General features: G+C 61.9%; 22 protein-coding genes. 15 read left to right on the top strand and 7 right to left on the bottom strand.

Translation table 11 applies throughout. The annotated features are described in order from the left end of the window. Positions 1–102 precede the first annotated feature (102 nt). On the top strand, positions 103–582 hold the full coding sequence (locus QZH45_RS26290; RefSeq protein WP_024780290.1) for an Lrp/AsnC family transcriptional regulator: 480 nt from the start codon (positions 103–105) through the stop codon (positions 580–582). 239 nt (positions 583–821) lie between these two features. Next, the gene (locus tag QZH45_RS26295; protein WP_003185724.1) at positions 822–1,031 is read left to right on the top strand and encodes a DUF2788 domain-containing protein; all 210 of its coding nucleotides are present in this window, start codon (positions 822–824) and stop codon (positions 1,029–1,031) included. On the opposite strand, the gene QZH45_RS26300 is transcribed toward QZH45_RS26295, so the two are convergent. The 4 genes from QZH45_RS26300 to QZH45_RS26315 all read right to left on the bottom strand — a co-directional run bounded on the left by QZH45_RS26300 (position 1,026) and on the right by QZH45_RS26315 (position 7,662). Then, the gene (locus QZH45_RS26300; RefSeq protein ID WP_055135892.1) at positions 1,026–1,661 is read right to left on the bottom strand and encodes a pseudouridine synthase; all 636 of its coding nucleotides are present in this window, start codon (positions 1,659–1,661) and stop codon (positions 1,026–1,028) included. The genes QZH45_RS26295 and QZH45_RS26300 overlap by 6 nt on opposite strands. 73 nt (positions 1,662–1,734) lie before the next feature. Further along, complete coding sequence (gene amn, locus QZH45_RS26305) at positions 1,735–3,234, bottom strand: AMP nucleosidase (protein ID WP_162164417.1); 1,500 nt, start codon at positions 3,232–3,234, stop codon at positions 1,735–1,737. Positions 3,235–3,554: 320 nt separating this feature from the next. Beyond that, positions 3,555–5,204, bottom strand: coding sequence for an acyl-CoA dehydrogenase family protein (locus QZH45_RS26310; RefSeq protein ID WP_024780855.1), 1,650 nt, complete (start codon positions 5,202–5,204; stop codon positions 3,555–3,557). 73 nt (positions 5,205–5,277) lie between these two features. Then, on the bottom strand, positions 5,278–7,662 hold the full coding sequence (locus tag QZH45_RS26315) for a hybrid sensor histidine kinase/response regulator (protein ID WP_055135875.1): 2,385 nt from the start codon (positions 7,660–7,662) through the stop codon (positions 5,278–5,280). A 302-nt stretch (positions 7,663–7,964) separates the two neighbouring features. On the opposite strand from QZH45_RS26315, the gene QZH45_RS26320 reads away from it, so the two are divergent. The 4 genes from QZH45_RS26320 to QZH45_RS26335 all read left to right on the top strand — a co-directional run bounded on the left by QZH45_RS26320 (position 7,965) and on the right by QZH45_RS26335 (position 11,497). Continuing rightward, entirely contained in the window at positions 7,965–8,762 is a 798-nt protein-coding gene (locus QZH45_RS26320; protein ID WP_024780853.1) for a hydroxymethylpyrimidine/phosphomethylpyrimidine kinase, read from the top strand. Between the two features lie 29 nt (positions 8,763–8,791). Continuing rightward, positions 8,792–9,418: a thiamine phosphate synthase gene (gene thiE, locus QZH45_RS26325; RefSeq protein ID WP_055135876.1), complete on the top strand. Its 627-nt coding sequence runs from the start codon at positions 8,792–8,794 to the stop codon at positions 9,416–9,418. A 23-nt stretch (positions 9,419–9,441) separates the two neighbouring features. Further along, positions 9,442–10,725 carry a glutamate-1-semialdehyde 2,1-aminomutase gene (gene hemL / locus QZH45_RS26330; RefSeq protein ID WP_055135877.1) on the top strand — a complete coding sequence of 428 codons (1,284 nt, stop codon included), beginning with the start codon at positions 9,442–9,444 and terminating at the stop codon, positions 10,723–10,725. Between the two features lie 217 nt (positions 10,726–10,942). Next, positions 10,943–11,497, top strand: coding sequence for a tetratricopeptide repeat protein (locus QZH45_RS26335; protein ID WP_024780850.1), 555 nt, complete (start codon positions 10,943–10,945; stop codon positions 11,495–11,497). Positions 11,498–11,636: 139 nt separating this feature from the next. Here the strand turns inward: QZH45_RS26335 and QZH45_RS26340 are convergent, their stop codons facing one another. Next, positions 11,637–11,966 carry a DUF1820 family protein gene (locus QZH45_RS26340; RefSeq protein ID WP_024780849.1) on the bottom strand — a complete coding sequence of 110 codons (330 nt, stop codon included), beginning with the start codon at positions 11,964–11,966 and terminating at the stop codon, positions 11,637–11,639. 133 nt (positions 11,967–12,099) lie between these two features. Between QZH45_RS26340 and miaB the strand changes: the two genes are divergently transcribed. The 5 genes from miaB to lnt all read left to right on the top strand — a co-directional run bounded on the left by miaB (position 12,100) and on the right by lnt (position 17,556). Continuing rightward, a complete protein-coding gene (miaB, locus tag QZH45_RS26345) occupies positions 12,100–13,428 on the top strand; it encodes a tRNA (N6-isopentenyl adenosine(37)-C2)-methylthiotransferase MiaB (RefSeq protein ID WP_053191347.1) in 1,329 nt (442 codons plus the stop codon). A gap of 238 nt (positions 13,429–13,666) precedes the next feature. Then, positions 13,667–14,674 (top strand): PhoH family protein, encoded by a 1,008-nt coding sequence (locus QZH45_RS26350; protein WP_024780847.1) that lies wholly within the window; start codon positions 13,667–13,669, stop codon positions 14,672–14,674. Then, positions 14,667–15,125, top strand: a complete 459-nt coding sequence (gene ybeY / locus QZH45_RS26355) for an rRNA maturation RNase YbeY (protein ID WP_055135881.1) — start codon at positions 14,667–14,669, stop codon at positions 15,123–15,125. Before QZH45_RS26350 ends, ybeY begins: the two co-directional genes overlap by 8 nt. A gap of 40 nt (positions 15,126–15,165) precedes the next feature. Then, positions 15,166–16,005, top strand: coding sequence for an HlyC/CorC family transporter (locus QZH45_RS26360; protein WP_024780845.1), 840 nt, complete (start codon positions 15,166–15,168; stop codon positions 16,003–16,005). Positions 16,006–16,032: 27 nt separating this feature from the next. After that, a complete protein-coding gene (lnt, locus tag QZH45_RS26365; RefSeq protein ID WP_055135878.1) occupies positions 16,033–17,556 on the top strand; it encodes an apolipoprotein N-acyltransferase in 1,524 nt (507 codons plus the stop codon). 147 nt (positions 17,557–17,703) lie between these two features. Here lnt and QZH45_RS26370 read toward each other — a convergent pair whose 3' ends face one another. Continuing rightward, positions 17,704–18,465, bottom strand: coding sequence for a YdcF family protein (locus QZH45_RS26370; RefSeq protein WP_053191351.1), 762 nt, complete (start codon positions 18,463–18,465; stop codon positions 17,704–17,706). Between the two features lie 115 nt (positions 18,466–18,580). After that, positions 18,581–18,901: a hypothetical protein gene (locus QZH45_RS26375; RefSeq protein WP_024780842.1), complete on the bottom strand. Its 321-nt coding sequence runs from the start codon at positions 18,899–18,901 to the stop codon at positions 18,581–18,583. A gap of 292 nt (positions 18,902–19,193) precedes the next feature. Here QZH45_RS26375 and leuS point away from each other — a divergent pair, with 292 nt between their 5' ends. From leuS to arfA, 4 genes are all read left to right on the top strand, one after another. Next, positions 19,194–21,800 (top strand): leucine--tRNA ligase, encoded by a 2,607-nt coding sequence (gene leuS, locus QZH45_RS26380; RefSeq protein WP_024780841.1) that lies wholly within the window; start codon positions 19,194–19,196, stop codon positions 21,798–21,800. Positions 21,801–21,890: 90 nt separating this feature from the next. Beyond that, on the top strand, positions 21,891–22,496 hold the full coding sequence (gene lptE / locus QZH45_RS26385; RefSeq protein ID WP_055135879.1) for an LPS assembly lipoprotein LptE: 606 nt from the start codon (positions 21,891–21,893) through the stop codon (positions 22,494–22,496). A gap of 39 nt (positions 22,497–22,535) precedes the next feature. Then, positions 22,536–23,573, top strand: coding sequence for a DNA polymerase III subunit delta (gene holA, locus QZH45_RS26390; protein WP_055135880.1), 1,038 nt, complete (start codon positions 22,536–22,538; stop codon positions 23,571–23,573). A gap of 259 nt (positions 23,574–23,832) precedes the next feature. After that, on the top strand, positions 23,833–23,997 hold the full coding sequence (arfA, locus tag QZH45_RS26395) for an alternative ribosome rescue factor ArfA (RefSeq protein ID WP_041022108.1): 165 nt from the start codon (positions 23,833–23,835) through the stop codon (positions 23,995–23,997). The last annotated feature ends 12 nt before the right edge of the window (positions 23,998–24,009 follow it).

Consider the following 24,009-nt stretch of genomic DNA (forward strand, 5'->3'; position numbering starts at 1 on the left):
GGCGACAGATGATTGCGAAGATTGCTCAATTAAACATCGCTTGCGCAATTTTTACCCCCGGATAGATAATCCCACGCAATTATCAAGATAAAGGCCCGACCGATGAGCAAACTCGACCGTTACGACCTGAGCATTCTGGCGGAATTGCAGCGCGACGCGCGCATCTCCAATCAGGAACTGGCCGAGCGCATCGGCCTGTCACCCTCGCCCTGCTCGCGGCGGGTCAAACAGTTGGAAGACGACGGTTACATTACCCGCCAGGTCGCGTTGCTCGACCGCAAAATGCTCGGCCTGAGCCTGACCGCCTACGTGCTGATTGGCATGGACCGTCACACCCCCGAACGCTTCGAAAACTTCGAAGCCGCGATTCGCAACCTGCCGCAAGTGCTGGAGTGCAGCCTGGTGACCGGAATGGATGCGGACTATCAGCTCAAGGTGGTGGTGCCGGACATGGACCACTACCAGAAACTGCTGCTGGGCCACCTGACCCGGATCGACGGCGTCACCAGCGTGCGCTCCAGTTTCGTGCTGAACCAGGTGCTCAGCAGTACCGAGTTGCCGTTGACCCATCTGCGCAGTTGAAACCGCCTCAACCACTGTAGGAGCCGAGCTTGCTCGCGATGGCGGCATTACAGTCGACAATGACTTGGCTGATCCACCGCCATCGCGAGCAAGCTCGGCTCCCACAGGGTCCGGGGCAGTGACATCATCGAGAAGGCGATGAATAGCTGCGACACACCGCCGCAGGCCAATCCCCCGCCCGGCCCCCATGCCGTATACTCGCCCCCGCCTTTCAACCCCGCCCACGCCGGAGTGTTTCGATGGATCCTGCTGTTTTCGAAGAGTGGATGATGACCGGTCTCGTCAGCATTCTGATCATTTTCATGGGTTTCATCGTCTGGGATCTGGCGAAGAAGTCCAAAGCCGGGCGTTTCGGTTCGTTCATCCTGTTTTTCGTGCTGGGGCTCGGCGTGGCGGCATTCGTCATCAAGAGCGTAGTGATCGGCCTGATCGAGTCCGGAGCGCTATAAGCGCGCCGGGACTTCTTTCCACTGGCCCTGATCAAGCCCTTCGATCGTCCAGTCGCCGATCCTGACCCGCACCAGCCGCAGCGTCGGCAAGCCCACGGCAGCGGTCATGCGCCGCACCTGGCGATTGCGCCCCTCATGTATCACCAGTTCCAGCCAACTCGTGGGTACACTTTTACGAAAGCGCACCGGCGGGTTGCGCGGCCATAGCTGCGGTTCGTCCAGTGATCGTGCCTCGGCGGGCAGCGTCATGCCGTCGTTCAATTCGACACCTTCGCGCAGACGCTGAAGCTGTTCGGCGCTCGGTTCACCCTCCACCTGCACCCAATAGGTCTTGGCCAGTTTGTGTCTGGGGTCGGCGATACGTGCCTGCAATTGCCCATCGTTGGTGAGCAACAGCAGCCCTTCGCTGTCGCGATCCAGCCGCCCGGCCGGGTAAATGCCCGGGATGTCGATAAAATCCTTGAGCGTCGCCCTCCCCTCGCCATCGCTGAATTGGGTCAGCACATCAAAAGGCTTGTTGAACAGGATCAGCTTGGACTCAGCCGGGGGCGCCTTCGCGACCCGGCGCGAGGCAGATGCAGGAGACTTCACGCCGGGGCGGCGGGAAGCGGGACGTGGGGGACGGGACATGGCGGCAATATCTGACGGTCAGGGCCGACCATGCTAGTGGCCTGACCGTTAAATGACCACCGCCTGCACGGTATCAGCGGAACGGCGGCTCGTCGAAGCTGCGCAGTTTGCGCGAATGCAATGAATTGAGCTGGTTGCGCAATAGATCCAAAGCCTCGATACCGATTTTCAAGTGTTGGTTGACCGCCCGCTCATAGAACGCGTTGGCCGAGCCCGGCAGCTTGATTTCGCTGTGCAGCGGTTTGTCCGAGACGCAAAGCAACGTGCCATAGGGCACCCGCAGGCGATAACCCTGGGCGGCGATGGTGCCACTCTCCATGTCCACCGCCACCGCACGGGACAGGTTGATCAGCGGACGCTCCTGGGCCCAGCGCAGCTCCCAGTTGCGGTCGTCATAGGTCAGCACGGTGCCGGTACGCAGGCGTTTTTTCAGCTCATCGCCTTTTTCGCCGGTGATGTTCGCCGCGGCCTGCTGAAGCGCCAACTGCACCTCCGCCAGGGCGGGAATCGGGATGTTCGGTGGCACCACCCGGTCAAGGATGCCATCACGGCGCATGTAGGCATGGGCCAGCACGTAGTCGCCGATGGTCTGGGACTGCCGCAGCCCTCCGCAGTGACCGATCATCAGCCAGCAATGAGGTCGCAGCACGGCCAGGTGGTCGGTGATGTTCTTGGCATTGGAAGGGCCGACACCGATGTTCACCAGGGTCACGCCATGACCGTCACTGGCCTGCAGGTGATAGGCCGGCATCTGGTAGCGGTGCCAGACCACGCCCGCGGCGATGGCCGAGGCCTCGCTGTGGTCCATGTTCTTATCGATGATCACATTGCCCGGCAAGACCATGCGCACGAAGCGCGGGTCGCTGCGCAACTGCTCCAGGCCATGGACGATGAACTGGTCGACATAGCGGTGGTAGTTGGTCAGCAGGATCCACGGCTGCACATGACGCCAATCGCTGCCGGTGTAATGCACAAGGCGGCGCAGGGAGAAGTCCACGCGGGCGGCGTCGAACAGCGACAGGGGCAGCGGGTCGGTGTTTTCCCAGTCATAGAGGCCGTCGGCGATGCCGTCGGTAGCGGCCGACAGGTCGGTGCTGGGGAACACCCGCGCCAGGACCGCCGCCGTCACACCGGAACCGGCCAGTTCATCGCCCTGTTCCACCACATACGGGTAAGGAATGTTCTGCTCGCTGACGCCCACTTCCACGGTGACGGTAAAGTCATGCATCAGCGGGACGAGTTGTTCGAGCAGGTATTTACGGAACGCGGCAGGATGGGTGACGGTGACGCTGTAGGTGCCCGGCAACTGGACCTTGGCATAGGCGCGGGTGGTTTGCGGGACCTCGCCGTGGCAGTGGTAGGTCAGCCGCAGCGCCGGATAGCGGAACAGCGCACGTTGCTCGGCATCCGGCTCGATGCGGTCCTTGAGGTAGCGCATGAGCGCCTGGTTCAACGCGGTGGTCGCACGCTCGTGCAGGGCCGCCAGGCGATCCACGGCTTGTTCGGCGGTTTGAACGACAATAAACGCTTCGGTCACGATCAGCTTCCTGTGTTCTGACTTGCAGACCTTCATCTTGCCTGCATCGTCGTCCGACGGGAACAGTGGCGTGTTGGACACCCTCGATCATCCACCGAAGCCCCACTGCGGGAGCGAGCCTACTCGCGATAGCGCCGGGTCAACTTGCATCGATGTTGGATGGGCCGACGCCTTCGCGAGCAGGTTCGCTCCCACCCTGATCTCGGGTGGACACGCCCTCCATGCTCACCGCCAATCCCCTGTGGGAGCGAGCCTGCTCGCGATAGCGGTGGGTCAGCTTGCATTGATGCCGGATGTACCGACGCCATCGCGAGCAGGCTCGCTCCCACATTGGGCTGGTGCCTGTCGCGAGCTTCTCAAAACCCTTGCGGGGTAGAACGCGTCACGATGGCTTCCACATTCAACCCCCGCGGCAAGGCGCCGTAGACCCGGCCGGTCGAACCCAGGCGGCTGGCGATGAAGGCATCACTGACGTCGCTGTTGCCCGCCTCCAGCAATAGCTTGGCTTGCAGGCCCACGGCGATGTCTTCGGTCAATTGCCGGGCACGGTACTGGATGTCATCGGTGTCCTTGAACGCCCCATGCAGTTGATCGATATGGGCAGCCAGGCGTTTATCACCATGACCGTCACCCAATTCGCTGAACAGCACCTCAAGTACCCCTGGCTCCTTGGACAGGGCACGCAACACATCGAGGCATTGCACGTTGCCGGAGCCTTCCCACGTTGAATTGACCGGCGCTTCCCGGTACAGGCGCGGCAGGATGCTGTCTTCGACATAGCCGGCGCCCCCCATGCACTCGGCGGCTTCATTGATCATCGCGGGAGCGCGCCTGCAGATCCAGTACTTGCCTACCGCCGTCACCAGCCGCGCGAACTTGGCTTCGTGCTCATCACTCAAGTGATCCAGCGCCCGCCCCATGCGCAAGCTCAAGGCCAATGCCGACTCGCTCTCCAGCGCCAGGTCGGCCAGCACGTTTTGCATCAACGGCTGCTCACTCAACAGCTTGCCGCCGACGTTGCGATGGGCACAGTGATGACTGGCCTGGGTCAGTGCCTGGCGCATCAGGGCGCTGGAGCCGACCATGCAATCGAAGCGAGTCATGGCGACCATCTCGATAATGGTCGGCACGCCTCGCCCCTCCTCACCAATCATCCAGGCCAGGGCACCGCGAAATTCAACTTCGCTGGAAGCATTGGAACAGTTGCCCAGCTTGTTTTTCAGGCGCTGGATGTAGAACTGGTTGCGGGTGTCGTCCGGACGATGGCGCGGCAGCAGAAAACAGGTCAGGCCCTTGTCGGTCTGGGCCAGGGTCAGAAACGCATCGCACATCGGCGCCGAACAGAACCACTTGTGGCCCACCAGTTCATAAGCCTGGCCTGGTCCCCGGGGCCCCACCGGGAACGCCTTGGTGGTATTGGCGCGCACATCGGTACCGCCCTGTTTCTCGGTCATGGCCATGCCAAGGGTAATCCCGGCCTTGTGGGCCATTCCGACATTGCGCGGGTCGTACTCGGTGGCGAGTACTTTCGGCAGCCATTGCTCAGCCAGGTCCGGCTGCAAACGCAGCGCCGGAACACTGGCAAAAGTCATGGTCAGTGGACAGCCCGTGCCGGCTTCGGCCTGGCTGTGCAGATACGTCATCGACGCACGGGCCACATGGGCACCGGGCTGCGGATGGGCCCAGGGCAGGCTGGGCAGGCCGTGCTCGATAGCGGTACGCATCAGTTGGTGATAAGCGGGATGGAACTCCACCAGATCAATGCGATGACCATAGCGATCATGGCTGGTGAACACCGGTTTGTTCTGGTTGGCCAGGAACCCCGCCTCCATCAGCGACCCGCCGGCCAACCCACCATACTCATCGATCCGTGACTGGGCCCAGCCGGCACCGAAACGTTGTGACCATTGCTGCAGCGGCAAGTCGATGCGATACAGGTTGACGCCGTCCAGGGAAGGCGGCTGATTGGTGACGTCGTGGGTTTCGGCGAACTGGTGCAGGTTCATGACGGGGGCTCCTCGGTCGGCCAGCAGAACCAGTTAAGCACCGCCTCCAGGCGGAACAAAGTGTCATACCCGCCTAAATGTCGGCGCTTTCGCCCTGCCTCGGACACAGCACACGACGCTGCAAAATTCCTTGCAGAGCCTCGAATTTCACCGGTTTGCCCAAGTAATCGACCAACGCACCCGCCGGGCAACCATTCGGGCTCAGGTTCGGACCGACCACCAGCACCGGCAAATCTTCACAGCCAGCCAGGGTACGGATCTGACAGCAGACCGATACGCCGTCCAGCGGCGACGACTGGCAATCGAGCACCACGGCATCGAAACTGCCGTCCCGCAACATCTGCAGCGCCCCCTGCCCACTGTCGGCGGTGCGTACCCGGTAGCCCAACTTGAGCAACATGCCGCGCATGACCAGTTGATCGATGCTGTCGTCATCGGCCAGCAGCACCGTGCAGTCCTGGGGCTGACGGGTACCATGCCTGCTGCTAAATGAGAACGGCGTAGGGGCCGCCGTCGGCAAGGCCATTTCAAACTCGATATCCAGTTGGAAACGGCTGCCGCGCCCGGGCTCGGAGGTATGGGTCAAGCGTCCGCCCATCAATCCCACCAGTTGTCGACAGATCGCCAGACCCACGCCCAGGCCGCCGTACTCACGGGTCATGGAACCGTCGAGCTGGAAGAAGCGCTGGTACAAGGTTGCCTCGCCCAGATCGGTGAAACCGATCCCCGTATCGATCACGGCGAAGGACAACCCCCACCGGTCATGTTCCATCGGCTTGCCGCTGACTCGCAGCGCCAGGCCGCCCACCCGGGTGAACTTGACGGCGTTGTCCAGCAAGCATTCCAGGCACTGGGCCAGTTTGCAGCTGTCACCGAGCAATCGATCCGCCAGGCCCGGCGCCACATCGACCTTGAAATCCAGGCCCTTGGCCTGCGCAATGGCCGCGAACTGCACTTGCAAGACATCGATCACCCCGCGCAGGCTGAACGAAGCCGGATTGACCTTGAGCTTGCCGGCCTGCAACTCCGTGAGGGTCAGCATACCGTTGACCATGCGCATCATGTCCCGCGCCGAACCGGCGGCGGTCTGTTGGTATTGGGTCAGTTCCTCGTCCATCTCGACGGTTTCCATCAACTCCAGCGAGCCGATCACGCCATTCATGGGCGTACGCAGTTCATGGGTCAGGGTCGCGAGGAATTCATCCTTGAGCTTGTTACCGTGAGCCAGTTGCTGGTTGAGCACTTCCAGCTTCTGCCCGGCATCCAGCAGGGTCTGGGCCTGTTGCTCGCGCATGGCATTGATACGGTCGGCCAGGGCCAGGGACAGCAACGCCACTTCAATGGCCGAGCCGATCTGGCTGGCGTACATGGTCAGGAACACGTTCGGCAAATAACCAAGCACCATCAAGGTATTGACGATGCCTCCGAGCAAAAACGCCGACCAGGCAATGATGAAGTAGCGCGCCACCCGCAGCCCACGCCACCAGGCGAACAGGCCGGCGGCAAAAATCACCACCGTGAACACCAGGGCCAACGCCGTCGCCAGACGCAGGGCCAAGGCGTAACTGGCCATCAGCGACAGGCTCACCACCACCGCGCTGAAGACGATCAGCGCCAACAGCAGGCGATCGAGCCAGCGGCTGTGTGGGGCGGTTTGCAGGAAGCTGCGGGCAAACTGGCTACCGAACAGGCCCGCGCAGCCGATGAAGAACGGGGTCGCGGCGTTGGTCCACCAAGGATTGTCCGGCCAGAAATACTCGGCTGCGGCACCGTTGACCGACAACTGGTAAAGGCCGAACGAGGCGATATAGACGATGTAATAGAGGTAACTGGTGTCGCGTACACTCAGGTAGATGAACAGGTTGTACACCAACATGCCCAGCAGCACGCCATAGATGATCCCCAGCACATACAAGCGCACCGGCTGCTGTTCAAGATAAGCGGTGCTGGACCATAACGTCAGCGGCGCCTGGATAGATCCCTGGCTCTGCAGGCGCAGATAGACGGCCTGGCGCTGGTCGGGAACAAAATCCAGGCTGAACAGATAGCTGTTCTGACGAATTTCCCGGGCGCCGAACGGCAGCGCATCGCCGGTCTGGCGAACCAGGCGATAGGCACCGCTGGCATCAGGCAGATACAGATCAAGGTGATCCAAGGGCGGATAAGCCAGCTCCAGCAACCAGGTGCGCTGGGCATTCACATTGCGGGGGCGGTAGTGGAGGTCGATTTTCAGCCAGAACGCCGACCGCGAATAACCGGCATTCAGCGTTTCCTTGTCATGGGGCTTGAAGCGACCGGCTGCGGCCTCGGCCAGCACATCGTCGAGGGTGGCGGTGCCGTTTGCGTCTTCGAACACTTGCAGCGCCTGGCCCAGGGGCAGGCTTTGGGTGAACTCGTCGAATTCGAGGGCGCTTGCCAAGGGGGACAAGCACAGCAGCAACATCAGCAAATAGCGCATTTAAGCCCCAGCGCGGCCTGTCCGGTTGAGTCAGGAAGCCCCCCATTCCCTGAGTAGACGTAAAACCGGCATTACCTGTTATTTAAGTTGGATCCATCCTTAGCATAGCCGTTGATGGCCAACTTGCACCATTGAAATTTCTCCAGCAGAGGGCTCTAGAACGGGCATTTGAGAGCAAAGTATTGAGATAGAGCTGTTGCTTTGGTCAAGTTGCCACGCGGCTTCGGAACATCGCTTACCCAATGGCAGGGAAATTTATCGGTGGAGCCGACCGAAGGGGTTTGGTGGTAAGCTCGCGCACCATGAATATCTACAGCTCTCGCCCCGTTGTCCTCTGTCTCTCCGGCCACGACCCCAGTGGTGGCGCCGGCTTGCAGGCAGATATTGAAGCCCTGCTCGCCCAGGGCTGCCATGCCGCCCCGGCTGTTACCGCGCTGACCGTGCAAGACACGGTGAACGTAAGCGACTTCCGCGTACTGGATCGCGAGTGGGTACTGGCGCAAGCCAATGCCGTGCTCAACGATTCGCAGGTCGCCGCGGTCAAGCTGGGCATGCTCGGTTCCCTGGAGATGGTCGACACCGTGGTCGAGCTGCTCCAGGCGCACCCGCACCTGCCCATGGTCTGCGACCCAGTGTTGCGCGCCGGCGGTGGCGGACGCCTGGGCAAGGATGAAGTCGGCTATGCCATGCGCGAACGGCTGCTGCCCCTGGCGATCATCGCCACCCCGAACCTGCCGGAAGCACGCATCCTCGCCGAACTGCCCGAGGGCAGTGCCGATGAGTGCGCCGAGAAACTGCTGCCCTTCGTCAAGCACCTGTTGATCACCGGCGGGCATGGCGACGAACATGAAGTCCATAATCGCCTGTACAGCCGTGACGGTCGCCGCGAGACGTTTACCTGCCAGCGCTTGCCCGGCAGTTACCATGGTTCCGGCTGCACACTCGCCAGCGCCCTGACCGGTCGACTGGCCCAGGGCGAACAGCTCGCCAGCGCCGTGCGCACAGCCCTGGATTACACCTGGCGCACCCTGCGCGACGCTGAACAACTGGGCAAAGGCCAGTTCGTGCCACGTCGTCTGCCGCTGGATTTCTGCTCATAACATTTTTGCCAGATACAGAGGGCTGTGGAATGAAATTACGTGGCCTCTATGCCATCACTGATAGCCAGTTGCTGGCCGGTAAATTCCTCGCCTATGTAGAAGCGGCACTGGAAGGCGGCGTCACCCTGCTGCAATACCGCGACAAAAGCAGCGATGAGGCCCGGCGCCTGCGCGAAGCCGAAGCCCTGCGTGACCTGTGCGAGCGCTACAAGACCCAGTTGATCATCAACGACGACGCCGAATTGGCCGCGCGCCTGGGCGTCGGCGTGCACCTGGGACAGACCGATGGGCCGTTGGCGCCGGTACGGGCACTGCTCGGGCACAAGGCGATCATCGGGTCCACCTGCCACGCCAGCCTGGAACTGGCCGTACAGGCCGCTGCCGAAGGTGCGAGCTACGTCGCCTTCGGCCGCTTCTTCAATTCCAACACCAAGCCTGGCGCGCCCAGCGCAGACCTTGAACTGCTCGAACAGGCCCGCCTCAAACTGCATGTACCCGTGTGCGCCATTGGCGGCATCACCCTGGACAACGCCGCCCCGCTGGTGGCCCACGGCGTCAATCTGCTGGCAGTGGTCCACGGCCTGTTCGGTGCCGACAGCACTCATGAAGTGACGCGCCGCGCCCGCGCATTCAACGATCTGTTGAAGATCAAATAATTTCCGTTTTCGAGAGACCGACCATGTCCCGTTCCGAAACCCTGTTTGCCAACGCCCAAAAACATATTCCCGGCGGCGTGAACTCCCCTGTTCGTGCGTTCAAGAGCGTCGGCGGTACCCCGCTGTTCTTCAAACACGCCGAAGGCGCGTATGTAACGGACGAAGACGACAAACGCTATGTGGATTACGTGGGTTCGTGGGGGCCGATGATCCTGGGCCACAGCCACCCGGACGTGCTGGATGCCGTGCGCAAGCAGCTGGAACACGGCCTGTCCTACGGCGCCCCGACGGCCATGGAAACCGAAATGGCCGACCTGGTCTGCGCCATCGTGCCGTCGATGGAAATGGTGCGCATGGTCAGCTCCGGCACCGAGGCAACCATGAGCGCGATTCGCCTGGCACGGGGCTACACCGGCCGCGACAGCATCATCAAGTTCGAGGGTTGCTACCACGGCCACTCCGACAGTCTGCTGGTCAAAGCCGGTTCCGGCGCATTGACCCAGGGCGTACCAAGTTCCGCCGGTGTGCCGGCGGCGTTTGCCAAACACACCCTGACCCTGCCGTTCAACGACCTCGAAGAAGTCGAAAAGATGCTCGCTGACGTCGGCCAGGAAGTGGCTTGCATCATCGTCGAGCCGGTGGCCGGCAACATGAACTGCGTACCACCGGCTCCGGGCTTCCTCGAAGGCTTGCGAAGCCTGTGCGACAAACACGGCGTGGTCTTGATCTTCGACGAAGTGATGACCGGTTTCCGGGTCGCCCTCGGCGGTGCCCAGGCCCATTACGGCGTGACGCCGGACCTGAGCACCTTCGGCAAGATCATCGGCGGCGGCATGCCGGTTGGCTGCTTCGGCGGCAAGCGCGCAATCATGGAATGCATCGCGCCCCTGGGCCCGGTCTACCAGGCCGGCACGCTGTCGGGCAACCCGTTGGCCATGGCCGCCGGCCTCACCACACTGCGCCTGATCAGCCGGCCCGGCTTCCACGCCGAGGTGACCGCCTTCACCACCCGCTTGCTCGACGGCCTGCAGATTCGCGCCGACGCGGCCGGCATCCCGTTTGTCACCACCCAGGCCGGCGGCATGTTCGGCCTGTATTTCAGTGGCGCCGACGACATCGTGACGTTCGAAGACGTGATGGCCAGCGATGCTGATCGCTTCAAGCGCTTCTTCCACCTGATGCTCGAGGGCGGCGTCTACCTGGCGCCGAGCGCGTTCGAAGCCGGCTTCACCTCTATCGCCCATGGCGAGACCGAGCTGAAGATCACCCTCGACGCCGCCGAACGGGCCTTCGCCGCAATGAAATAAACCTGCGGATAACTGACGCTGGCTGACACCGGCGTCAGTGATTACCGACAAGCTTCGCCTCTTTTCCTACGTATTAATCGATAAAGCGGCCATCTACACGTTCTGGCAGCAGAAAAACGAGTAAAGACTTTGTAAGGATGGCCCTGCTTATTTCATAATGCGCGCTTATTGGATCCCCCGAAGGGTCCGCGCGCCCCTCAGAGGTAAGTCGATTCCCATGAACCGCACCGGCCGCACCCTTGCCCTGGGCTGCCTGTTGCTCCTTCAGCCGCTGCTCGCGAATGCACAAGCAGGCGGCAACTCGTTGTTGATCCCGGCGGTGGGCCGTTGCACGCTCAATACCCAGCCACAAGATCTCGCACAGGCACTCGACGCCTGTCGAAAAGCGGCGGACGCCGGCGATGCGCAAGCACAATACGAGTTGGGCGAGTTCTACTACGAAGGCAAGGCTGCGCCGCGCGACCTCAAGCAAGCCCTCGATTATTTCGAAAAAGCCTCACTGCAAGGCCATGCCCAGGCGCAATTCAAGCTCGGTGGCATGTTCTTCCATGGCGAAGGGGTACCTGCCAATAACGTCCAGGCGTACATCGTGCTGAAGATGGCGGCGGTCAACGGCGCCGAAGATGCCCTGGACACCGCCGACGAAGTCGCCGAGCAGATGCCCCGTGACGAACTGGAAGTGGCGACCCAGGTGCTGGGACAGATCTTCCGCAAATACCTGATGGAACTGCAGAACGCCGATGGGCGTACGCCCTTCTCGCCGTTACCCTGATTTTGCTGTGGCCTTGATGGCCTCATCGCGAGCAGGCTCGCTCCCACATTGGCACTCTGTGAGCACAAGATTTGTGAACACCTGTTATCCCGTGTGGGAGCGAGCCTGCTCGCGATTAGCAGCGACTCGGACTTGAACCTTACTTCTCAGGCATCGGCATCGGAAACGGCATCACATTGCCGACCGTGCCCCGGGCTTCGCTGATTTTCGGAGTGCCCAAGCGCTCGACTTCGTCGATGCGCACGATCGAATGCATCGGCACGAAACTGCGCACCACGCCTTCGAACTGGGCCTTGAGCTTTTCTTCGCTCGGGTCGACGACCACTTGCGTGCGCTCGCCAAAGACGAACTCTTCCACCTCCAGAAAGCCCCACAGATCACTTTGATAGATCTGCTTGGCGTACATTTCGAACACCTGGCCCTGGTTGAGGAAAATCACCTTGTAGATTGGAGCTTCACGTTTGGTCATGGCGGGCGAAACACATCGGCAGGTAAAAATGAGGGCGCAGACTATAGCATAGCCACTGCTCGCACAGCGGTAGGAACCGCGGGACTTGTTCCCTATAATGCGCGGTTCTTTGAATCACGTGATGACTCCCTCCATGGCCAAGAAGCTTTACATCGAAACCCACGGTTGCCAGATGAACGAGTACGACAGCTCGCGCATGGTCGATCTGCTGGGCGAGCACCAGGCCCTGGAAGTCACCGCACGCGCCGAAGATGCGGACGTGATTCTGCTCAACACCTGTTCGATCCGCGAACGCGCCCAGGACCGGGTCTATTCCCAGCTCGGCCGCTGGCGCGAACTGAAGCTGGCCAATCCGGAAATGGTCATCGCCGTGGGCGGTTGCGTGGCCAGCCAGGAAGGCGCCGCCATTCGTGACCGTGCGCCGTACGTGGACGTGGTCTTTGGTCCGCAGACCCTGCACCGCCTGCCTGAGATGATCGACGCGGCCCGTGTCACCAAGCTGCCGCAGGTGGACGTTTCGTTCCCGGAAATCGAGAAATTCGACCACCTGCCCGAGCCGCGTATCGACGGCCCGAGCGCCTATGTCTCGGTCATGGAAGGCTGCAGCAAGTACTGCACGTTCTGCGTGGTGCCCTATACCCGGGGCGAAGAAGTCAGCCGCCCCTTCGACGACGTGATCGCCGAGATCATTCACCTGGCGGAGAACGGTGTACGGGAAGTGACGCTGCTGGGGCAGAACGTCAACGGCTATCGCGGCCTGACCCACGACGGACGGCTGGCGGACCTCGCCGAACTGATCCGCGTGGTGGCGGCAGTGGATGGCATCGACCGCATTCGCTACACCACCTCCCATCCGCTGGAGTTCTCCGATAGCCTGATCCGCGCCCATGCAGAGGTCCCTGAACTGGTCAAGCACCTGCACCTGCCGGTGCAGTCGGGCTCCGACCGGATCCTGGCGGCCATGAAGCGCAACCACACGGCGCTGGAATACAAATCCAAGCTGCGCAAATTGCGGGCAGCGGTGCCGGGGATCTGCATCAGTTCGGACTTCATCGTGGGCTTTCCCGGTGAAACCGAGAAAGACTTCCAACAGACCATGAAGCTGATCGAGGACGTTGGGTTCGACTTCTCCTACTCGTTTGTCTACAGCCAGCGCCCCGGCACCCCGGCGGCCGACCTGGCGGACGACACACCCGAAGAACTGAAAAAAGAGCGGCTCAACGCCCTGCAGCACCGCCTCAACCAGCAGGGTTTCGAGATCAGCCGACAAATGGTCGGCTCCCTCCAACGGATTCTGGTCACCGATTATTCGAAGAAAGACCCGGGCGAACTGCAAGGCCGGACCGAAAACAATCGCATCGTCAACTTCCGTTGCGACACCCCGGCCCTGATCGGCCAGTTCGCCGACGTGTATATCGACTCCGCGCAACCGCACTCCCTGCGGGGCTCGTTGATCCAGTAACCTTTTCAAAAACACTATTGCCTGTGCAAGCAAGACCTGTGGGAGCAAGGCTTGCCCGCGATCAAGGCAGCGCGATCTTCAGCAAGGTTGCGGTGCTTTCATCGCGGGCAAGCCTTGCTCCCACTATGGGTTGTGCCAACCCTGTGATCGGATTCGCCTGTTTAAGAGCTTTCGCACCCAGCCTACTGGCGTTATCCTTGATTTCATCTCAATTGCCCCTGGGCGGCTAAAAACGACCTTGAACGCACCCATCGAACCCCATCGTTTCATTCTCGAGCCCTTTGAGGCTCGCCGCTTCGCCAATCTGTGCGGGCAATTCGACGAGCATCTGCGCTTGATCGAACAGCGCCTGGCCATCGAGATCCGCAACCGCGGAAATCAGTTCGAGCTGATCGGCGAACCCAAGCACACCACCTCCGCGGAAAACCTGCTGCGCCGCCTCTACCGGGAAACCAAGGGAAGCGAGCTGTCGCCGGACACTGTCCATCTGTTCCTGCAGGAGTCGGCCGTCGAAGAGCTCGACAACCACGCCCCGGCTGAACCTGCCGTGGCCCTGCGCACGAAGAAAGGCATGATTCGCCCTCGCGGCTTGAATCAGCAGCGCTACGTGAAGGAAATCCTGGGCAACGACATCAATTTCGGTATCGGCCCGGCCGGTACGGGCAAGACCTACCTGGCCGTGGCTTGCGCGGTCGATGCCCTGGAGCGCGAACAGGTGCGACGCATCCTGCTGGTGCGTCCAGCAGTCGAAGCCGGGGAGAAACTCGGATTCCTGCCCGGCGACCTGACCCAGAAAATCGACCCGTACCTGCGCCCGCTCTATGACGCGCTGTATGAAATGCTCGGCTTCGAATACGTCGCCAAGCTGATCGAACGCCAGGTCATCGAAGTCGCGCCTCTGGCCTACATGCGTGGCCGGACCCTGAACAACAGCTTCATCATCCTCGACGAAAGCCAGAACACCACCGTCGAACAGATGAAAATGTTCCTGACCCGGATCGGCTTCGGCTCCACCGCTGTCATCACCGGGGACATCACCCAGGTCGACCTGCCTCGCGGCACCAAGTCCGGGCTGAACCATGTGATCCAGGTGCTCAAGGATGTCCCGGGCATCAGTTTCACCCATTTTCTGCCCAAGGACGTGGTGCGCCATCCATTGGTGCAACGCATCGTCGAAGCCTACGAGCGCTTCGAGCAGCGCGCCGAGGATCTGCATGAAAGCAGAGGCAGCCGCCAAGATGCTTGAACTTGACCTGCAATTGGCCAGCGCACACGCCGTCCCCAGCGAAGTCCAGTTCCGCCAGTGGTGCGAGCTGGCCCTGCGCCAGCGCAGCGCCGACTCGGAACTGACGATCCGTCTGGTGGACGAACCCGAAGGCCGCGAACTGAACTATACCTGGCGGCAGAAAGACTACGCGACCAACGTGCTGTCCTTCCCCGCCGATGTGCCCGACGAACTGCTCGATATCCCGCTGTTGGGGGACCTGGTGATCTGCGTCCCGGTCGTGGAGCGCGAGGCCACTGAACAAGGCAAACCTTCCGAGGCCCACTGGGCCCATCTGGTCATTCACGGCTGCTTGCATCTGCTTGGTTACGACCATATGGAAGATGACGAAGCCGAAGAAATGGAAGCACTGGAACGAACGTTGCTTGCAGAGCTGGGTCATGCCGACCCTTACGCCGGCGACGAGCACTGATACATCAACCTGTAACGACAAAGGATTCAGAGTAATCGCTATGAGCGAAGATCGATCGAGCAACGGGCAAAAGTCATGGCTGGGCAAGCTCACCCAGGCTTTTGCCCATGAGCCGAAAAACCGCCAGGAGCTGCTGGAGCTGCTGCGCGATGCACACCAGAACAAACTCCTGGACAGCGAAGCGCTGGCCATCGTCGAAGGCGCCATCCAGGTCGCTGACCTGCAAGTACGGGACATCATGGTGCCGCGCTCGCAGATGGTCAGCATCAAGGCGACCCAGACACCCCGCGAGTTCCTGCCCGCCGTGGTCGATTCCGCCCACTCGCGCTACCCGGTGATCGGTGAAAGCCATGACGACGTCATGGGTGTGCTGCTGGCCAAGGATCTGCTGCCCCTGATCCTCCAGGAGAACGGCGACAGCTTCAATATCAAGGACTTGCTGCGCCCGGCCACTTTCGTGCCCGAGTCCAAGCGCCTGAACGTGCTGCTGCGTGAGTTCCGCGCCAACCACAACCATATGGCCATCGTCATCGACGAATACGGCGGCGTGGCCGGGTTGGTCACCATCGAGGATGTGCTCGAGCAGATCGTCGGCGACATCGAGGACGAGCACGATGTCGAAGAAGACAGCTACATCAAGCCACTGCCCAGCGGCGACTTCCTGATCAAGGCCCTGACGCCGATCGAGAACTTCAACGAATTCTTTGACAGCCAATTCTCCGACGACGAATTCGACACCGTCGGCGGCCTGGTGATGAGCGCTTTCGGGCACCTGCCCAAGCGCAACGAAACCACGGAAATCGGATCCTGGCGCTTCCGCATCCTGAATGCCGACAGTCGCCGGATCCACCTGCTGCGCCTGTCACCCATTGGCCGATAACCCCTGCGAGACCCGCTAAGGACACACATGCGCTGGATAACCCGCCCCGGCTGGCCCGGTAACCTGCTGGCCGTGGCGGCCGGTGCGATCACCACCCTGGCCCTGGCACCGTTCGACATCTGGCCGCTGGCATTGCTGGCGGTCGGGCTGTTCTATGCCGGGCTGCGCGAACTCTCGCCGCGCCAGGCCCTGGGCCGGGGCTGGTGCTTCGGTTTTGGCCTGTTTGGCGCGGGCACCAGCTGGATCTACGTCAGCATCCATAACTTCGGCGGCGCCTCGGTGCTGCTCGCCGGGCTGCTGATGCTGCTGTTCGTGACCGCCATCGCCTGGTTTTTTGCCCTGCCCGCCTGGCTTTGGGCGCGCTGGCTGCGGCGCAATGAAGCCCCGTTGGCCGATGCCCTGGCATTCGCCGCGCTGTGGTTGGGACAGGAAGCGTTTCGCGGCTGGTTCCTCACCGGTTTCCCATGGCTCTATTCCGGTTATAGCCAGCTCGATGGCCCCTTGGCCGGTCTCGCGCCGGTGGGTGGGATGTGGCTGATTTCCTTCACCCTGGCCCTGACCGCCGCGCTGCTGTACAACACCCCCCGCCTGATCCGCGCCGGACGCAAAGGCTTTATCGCGGCGGGCGTGGTCCTGCTGATCGGCCCTTGGGCCGCCGGCGTGGCGCTCAAGGGTCATGCCTGGACCAGCCCCTCGGGCGATCCGCTCAGCGTTGCCGCCATTCAGGGCAACATCGAGCAAAGCATGAAGTGGGACCCGGAACAGCTCAACGCCCAACTGGCGCTGTACCGCGACATGAGCTTTACCTCCAAGCGCGTCGATCTGCTGATCTGGCCGGAAACCGCGGTCCCGGTGCTCAAGGAGTCTGCCCAGGGCTATCTGGACATGATGGGCAGTTTCGCTGCCGAGCGGCATTCGGCGTTGATTACCGGGGTGCCGATTCGCCAGCTTGTACGTCATGAGAAACGCTACTTCAACGGCATTACCGTGACCGGAGAAGGTGACGGTACTTACCTGAAGCAGAAACTGGTTCCGTTCGGCGAGTACGTCCCTCTGCAGGACCTGCTGCGCGGCTTGATCGCCTTCTTCGACCTGCCCATGTCGGACTTCGCCCGGGGGCCGGCCGACCAGCCGTTGCTGCAAGCCAAGGGTTACCAGATCGCACCGTTCATCTGCTATGAAGTGGTGTACCCGGAGTTTGCCGCCGGCCTTTCGGCCCGCAGCGACCTGCTGCTGACCATCAGCAACGACACCTGGTTCGGCACCTCGATCGGCCCGTTGCAGCACCTGCAGATGGCCCAGATGCGCGCCCTGGAAGCCGGTCGCTGGATGATTCGCGCCACCAACAACGGCGTGACCGGCCTGATCAACCCCTTCGGCCAGATCACCGCCCGGATCCCGCAATTCGAACGCGGCATCCTGTACGGCGAAGTGGTGCCGATGCATGAATTGACGCCGTACCTGCAATGGCGCTCGTGGCCGCTGATCATCCTGTGCGTGCTGCTGCTGGGTTGGGCGCTGGTGACCAGCCGGATCGCCAAGACCGTTTAAGGTTTTTTGATCGTTCCCACGCTCCGCGTGGGAATGCAGCCCGTGACGCTCCGCGTCACATTGGCGGCCGACGCCAGCCCGATTTGGAACGCAGAGCGTCCCTTGAGGCATTCCCACGCAGGAGCGTGGGAACGATCCGCTAACACCTCAGCGGTAAAACAACCAATACCCCACCAACCCCACCGCCTCATTCATCAACTGCCCCGACTGCCAGATCGACTTGAACTCCGGCATCCAGCCGCCCAGCGGCCGGGCATTGTCCTGCCCCAGGAAGCCCACCGGTGCAGCGACCACTTCGAACCCGGCTCGCTGGAAGCTCCAGACAGCTCGCGGCATATGCCAGGCCTGGGTCACCAACACGACACGACGAATCCCTTCCGGGTGGAGGATCCCGGCGCTCATCTGCGCGTTTTCCCAGGTGGTGCGGCTGAGCCCCTCTTGCCAGCGCACGGTGACGCCAAAATCATCCAACATCGAATCGGCCATCAGCTTTGCCTCGCTGGGCGGCGTGCCGTAGTGCAAGCCGCCGGAGGTCAGCACGGGTAAACCAGACGCCTTGGCCAGCCGCGCCGCATAACGCTGGCGCTCCAGCCCGACCCCGGTGGGCTGGTCGGCTCCCCAGGCAAGGTCACCACGCTCGCGGCCCGAGCCCAGCACCACGATGGCATCGGCACGCTCGGCCAGGGTCGCCCACTCACTGCGAGACAGCGGCGGCTCTCGCTCCAGCGCCTTGGCACTCCATTGCACCACTACAGGCAGGCTCAACAGCCAGAAACCGCCCAGTCCTGCGATAAAACACACGCGAGCCAGGCGCGGCCGGGAGTTGCGCCACCACCAGGCAAGCGCCAGCAGCAGCAAAAGAATGCCGGGCGGCAGTAACAGTTGTTTGATGAAATAGCGAAATGGCATCGGGCATCTCCATAGATGCCCGAAGCCTAGGTGGATTGACGCAAAGCGACAACTGATTCGAAAGAAGCCTGAATCAAAAGCTTGGACCAAAAAAGCGCAACGCGTGAATCCGGCTTTACTTGAACTGCAGCGACCGGACTTTTACAGCATCCTTGTCGGGCGTCCGATCCTTGAGCCAGACAACCTTGGCCGAACGGGGCGCATCAAGACGCTGGAGTACCTGAGCCCCGCTTGTGCGGGCCTGATGTCCGACCTGTTCGAGATAAGCCTTGACCAGTTCGAACTCTGCGGGGCTCAAGCCACGCAGTTCCAGCTCTGCCGGACGTTCATTACGCAAGCGTCCGGCGGTTCTTGCAGCGTCCAGGGCCACCCCGAGACGATCGATCAGTTTTTCATACAACTCCGGTGTAGCGACTTCTCGTTGTGATTCAACCATCCCTCACCTCATTGAAGATAAGACTCACTCCCCATTGAGAAGCTTAGCTTCGCTGGGCAAACCGACAGGACGCCGCGACCAACGGCCCTGAACGCCCGACAGCGCCGGCTGTCGACACTGCCCGACACGCAATCAGGGTTTCCCTCCGCAGAGTGCGGTCATGTATGCTACGGCGCTTCCTGTAACTCCACTTCCAGCTCCGCTGGGCATCGAAAGCGCCGCACCTGGCGCCGTCTGCGTCCAGCATGGCAACGAAGAGGATTGGGCCACCCCATTCAGTACAAAAGTAGCCATGCACGAACACTATCAGCCCCGTGAAATCGAAGCCGCCGCCCAGTCGTTCTGGGACGAGCAAAAGTCCTTTGAAGTCAGTGAACAGCCAGGCAAGGAAACCTACTACTGCCTGTCGATGTTCCCTTACCCCAGCGGCAAGCTGCACATGGGGCACGTGCGCAACTACACCATTGGCGACGTGATTTCCCGCTACCAGCGCATGCAAGGCAAAAACGTCCTGCAACCCATGGGTTGGGACGCCTTCGGCATGCCGGCGGAAAACGCCGCGATGAAGAACAACGTGGCGCCCGCCAAGTGGACCTACGAAAACATCGCCTACATGAAGTCCCAGCTGCGCAGCCTGGGCCTGGCGGTGGACTGGTCCCGCGAAGTCACTACCTGCAAGCCCGACTACTACCGTTGGGAGCAGTGGCTGTTCACCCGCCTGTTCGAAAAAGGCGTGATCTATCGCAAGAACGGCACCGTGAACTGGGACCCGGTGGACCAGACCGTGCTGGCCAACGAGCAAGTGATCGATGGTCGCGGCTGGCGTTCCGGCGCGCTGATCGAAAAGCGCGAGATCCCGATGTACTACTTCAAGATCACCGCCTACGCGGATGAGCTCCTGGAGAGTCTCGACGAGCTGACCGGCTGGCCCGAGCAGGTCAAGACCATGCAACGCAACTGGATCGGCAAGTCCCGGGGCATGGAAGTGCAGTTCCCCTACGACGTCGCCTCCATTGGCGAAGCCGGCACCCTGAAGGTTTTCACCACCCGTCCGGACACCCTGATGGGCGCCACCTATGTAGCCGTAGCGGCCGAGCACCCGCTGGCGACCCTGGCGGCACAGAGCGATCCCGCGCTGCAGGCATTCATTGCCGAATGCAAAGGCGGCAGCGTCGCCGAAGCCGATGTCGCCACCCAGGAAAAGAAAGGCCTGCCGACCGCCCTGTTCGTCGAGCACCCGCTGACCGGTGAAAAGCTCCCGGTGTGGGTCGCCAACTACGTGCTGATGCACTACGGCGATGGCGCTGTAATGGCGGTACCGGCCCACGACGAACGCGATTTCGAGTTCGCCCACAAGTACAACCTGCCGGTCAAGACCGTGGTTCGCACCAGCGCTGGTGACCAGACCCCGGCCCCTTGGCAGGACGCCTACGGCGAACACGGCGAACTGATCAACTCCGGCGAGTTCGATGGCCTGGATTTCGCCGGCGCGTTCGACGCCATCGAAGTGGTCCTGATCAAGAAGAACCTGGGCGCCTCCCGCACCCAGTTCCGCCTGCGCGATTGGGGCATCAGCCGCCAGCGTTACTGGGGCTGCCCGATCCCGATCGTGCATTGCGGTACCTGCGGTGACGTACCGGTACCGGAAGATCAACTGCCCGTGGTCCTGCCGGAAGACGTCGTACCCGACGGCGCCGGTTCGCCCCTGGCACGCATGCCCGAGTTCTACGAGTGCAGTTGCCCGAAATGCGGCGCGCCGGCCAAGCGTGAAACCGACACCATGGACACCTTCGTCGAGTCCTCGTGGTACTACGCCCGCTACGCCTCGCCGCACTACACAGGCGGCCTGGTGGAAAAATCCGCCGCCGACCACTGGCTGCCGGTGGATCAATACATCGGCGGCATCGAACACGCCATTCTCCACCTGCTCTACGCGCGCTTCTTCCACAAGCTGATGCGTGACGAAGGCCTGGTGAGCTCCAACGAGCCGTTCAAGAACCTGCTGACCCAGGGCATGGTGGTCGCCGAGACTTACTACCGTCGCGAAGCCAACGGTGCCTACACCTGGTTCAACCCGGCCGACGTCGAACTTGAGCGCGACAGCAAGGCCAAGGTCATCAGCGCCAAGCTGATCGCAGACGGCCTGCCGGTGGAAATCGGCGGCACCGAGAAGATGGCCAAGTCGAAGAACAACGGCGTCGACCCACAGTCGATGATCGACCAGTTCGGCGCAGACACCTGCCGCCTGTTCATGATGTTCGCCTCGCCACCCGACATGAGCGCGGAGTGGTCCGATTCCGGCGTCGAAGGTTCGCACCGTTTCCTCAAGCGCGTCTGGCGCCTGGCCCAGGCTCACGTTGTTCAGGGCCTGCCAGGTAAACTGGACGTCGCGAGCCTGAACGACGAACAGAAAGCCATTCGCCGTTCGATCCACCTGGCCATCAAGCAGGCCAGCCATGACGTCGGCCAGAACCACAAGTTCAACACCGCCATCGCCCAGGTGATGACGCTGATGAATGTGCTGGAAAAAGCCGCGCAGGTGACCGAACAGGATCGCGCACTGATGCACGAAGGTCTGGAGGCCGTGACGCTGTTGCTTGCCCCGATCACGCCGCACATCAGCCACGAGCTGTGGAACCAACTGGGCCACCCTGCCCCGGTGATCGACGCCGGCTGGCCGGTGGTGGACGAAAGCGCGCTGGTGCAGGACAGCCTGACCCTGGTCATCCAGGTCAACGGCAAGCTGCGCGGCCAGATCGACATGCCGGCCACCGCTACGCGCGAAGAAGTCGAAGCTGCCGCACGAACCAATGAAAACGTGCTGCGCTTCGTCGATGGCCTGACGATCCGGAAAGTGATCGTCGTGCCCGGCAAACTGGTCAACATCGTCGCAAGCTAATTGGATCGGGCACCGGGTCAGTGACCCGGCGCCGAATATGACCTGCCGGGGCCGCACTGCCGGCCCATAGGTTTCAAGGGGAGCAACAAGATGATGAAACGTAATCTGCTGGTCATGTGCCTGACGGTCCTGCTGAGCGCTTGCGGCTTCCAGCTGCGCGGCACCGGCACCACCGAACTGGCCATCAATGAGCTGGACCTCAGCGCACGTGACGCCTACGGCGACACCGTGAAGATGCTGCGCGAGATGCTGGAAAACAGCGGGGTGAAAGTCTATAGCGGAGCGCCGTACAAGCTGGTGTTGACCCGTGAACAACAAACCCAGCGCAGCCTGAGCTACGCCGGTGCCGGTCGTTCGGCCGAGTACGAGCTGAACAACGTGCTGAGCTATGAGATCCGCGGCCGGAACGACCTGGTGCTGCTGGACGACAAGCTCCAGGTGCAGAAGGTCTACCTGCACGACGGCAATAACATCACCGGTTCCGACCAGGAGTCGACCGAAGTACGCGAAGAAATGCGTCGCGACCTGGTCCAGCGCATGATGCTGCGCCTGCAACAGCTGAGCCCGGCCCAGCTGGAACAGTTGCAACAGACCGCCGACGCCAAGGCCAAGGCTGAGGCCGAGGCACTGGAAGCGGCACGCAAGGCTGAAGCGGAAACTCCGCAGCAGTCGCCTATGCAAATCCCGGCTGAATAAGCTTCGTGGGGCGCTCCGGCGCCCCGCATGCTCTCTCCTATGAAACTCGCCCCCGCCCAACTCGGCAAACACCTGCAAGGTGCACTCGCGCCGGTCTATGTCATCAGCGGCGATGACCCGCTGTTGTGTCAGGAAGCCGCCGACGCCATTCGCTCTGCCGCCCGCCAGCAAGGCTTTGACGAACGCCAGGTGTTCGCCGCCGACGCCAGTTTCGACTGGGGTACGTTGCTGCAGGCCGGGGCGAGCATGTCTCTGTTTGCCGAAAAGCGTCTGCTGGAACTGCGCCTGCCCTCGGGCAAACCCGGTGACAAGGGCGCTGCCGCGCTCATCGAGTACTGCTCAAGGCCGGCCGAGGACACGGTGTTGCTCATCAGCCTGCCAAAACTCGACGGCAGCGCGCAAAAGACCAAATGGGGCAAGGCCCTGGTCGAAGGCCCACAGACCCAGTTCGTGCAGATCTGGCCGGTGGACGTCAGCCAACTGCCGAGCTGGATCCGCCAACGCCTGTCCCAGGCCGGCCTGTCGGCCAGTCAGGATGCGGTGGAACTGATCGCCGCCCGGGTCGAAGGCAACCTGCTGGCTGCCGCCCAGGAGATCGAGAAGCTCAAGCTGATGGCCGAGGGTGGTCAGATCACCGTGGAAACGGTACAGGCCGCCGTGGCCGACAGCGCGCGTTTCGACGTCTTCGGGTTGACCGATGCGATCCTCAACGGCGAGGCTGCCCATGCCCTGCGCATGCTTGAAGGCCTGCGCGGAGAAGGTGTCGAGCCGCCGGTGATCCTCTGGGCCCTGGCCCGGGAGCTACGGCTGCTGGCCAACCTGTCATTGCAATACAGGCAGGGCGTGCCGCTGGACAAAGCGTTCAGTCAGGCCCGCCCGCCAGTGTGGGACAAGCGCAAACCGCTGATGAGCAAGGCGCTGCAACGCTACTCGGCACCGCGCTGGGCACAATTGCTGCTGGAGGCCCAGCGCATCGACGCACAGATCAAGGGGCAGGCTGCCGGATCGCCATGGATGAGCCTCAGTCGCCTGTCCCTGCTGATGGCCGGCCAGCGACTGGCGCTGCCTGCCGAATAACCTATCGCTCTGCCAGACGCCTTTGTGGCGAGGGAGCTTGCTGTGGGAGCAAAGCTTGCTCGCGACACAGGCGCCTCGGTTTAAGGACAAACCGCGTCAGCTTCGTCGCGGGCAAGCCTTGCTCCCACAACTCCCTCGCCACAAAGCTCGCTGGTCGCAACTTCCGCACACATTTCCTCCAGCCTGCAAGGACTGGACAACACCCCAGCCCTGCCCCATGATTTGCCCCGCAAAACCCACCCCCACGAGAGATCCGAGCATGAGCAAAAAGCCATCCAAGCATGGCCCCAACAAGGCCAAATCCATCATCGCCCAGCCCCTGTTCCGCAGCCGTCAGGAACGGCCCGCCAAGGGCAAAGGCAGCTACCGCCGCGAAGCCTTCCAGTCTGACAACTGGGAGGCTTCTTGCTTTATGGCGGCTTGAAACATCCGGACA

The sequence above is a fragment of the Pseudomonas corrugata genome, assembly GCF_050920615.1.
Classification (GTDB): Bacteria; Pseudomonadota; Gammaproteobacteria; order Pseudomonadales; family Pseudomonadaceae; genus Aquipseudomonas; species Aquipseudomonas corrugata.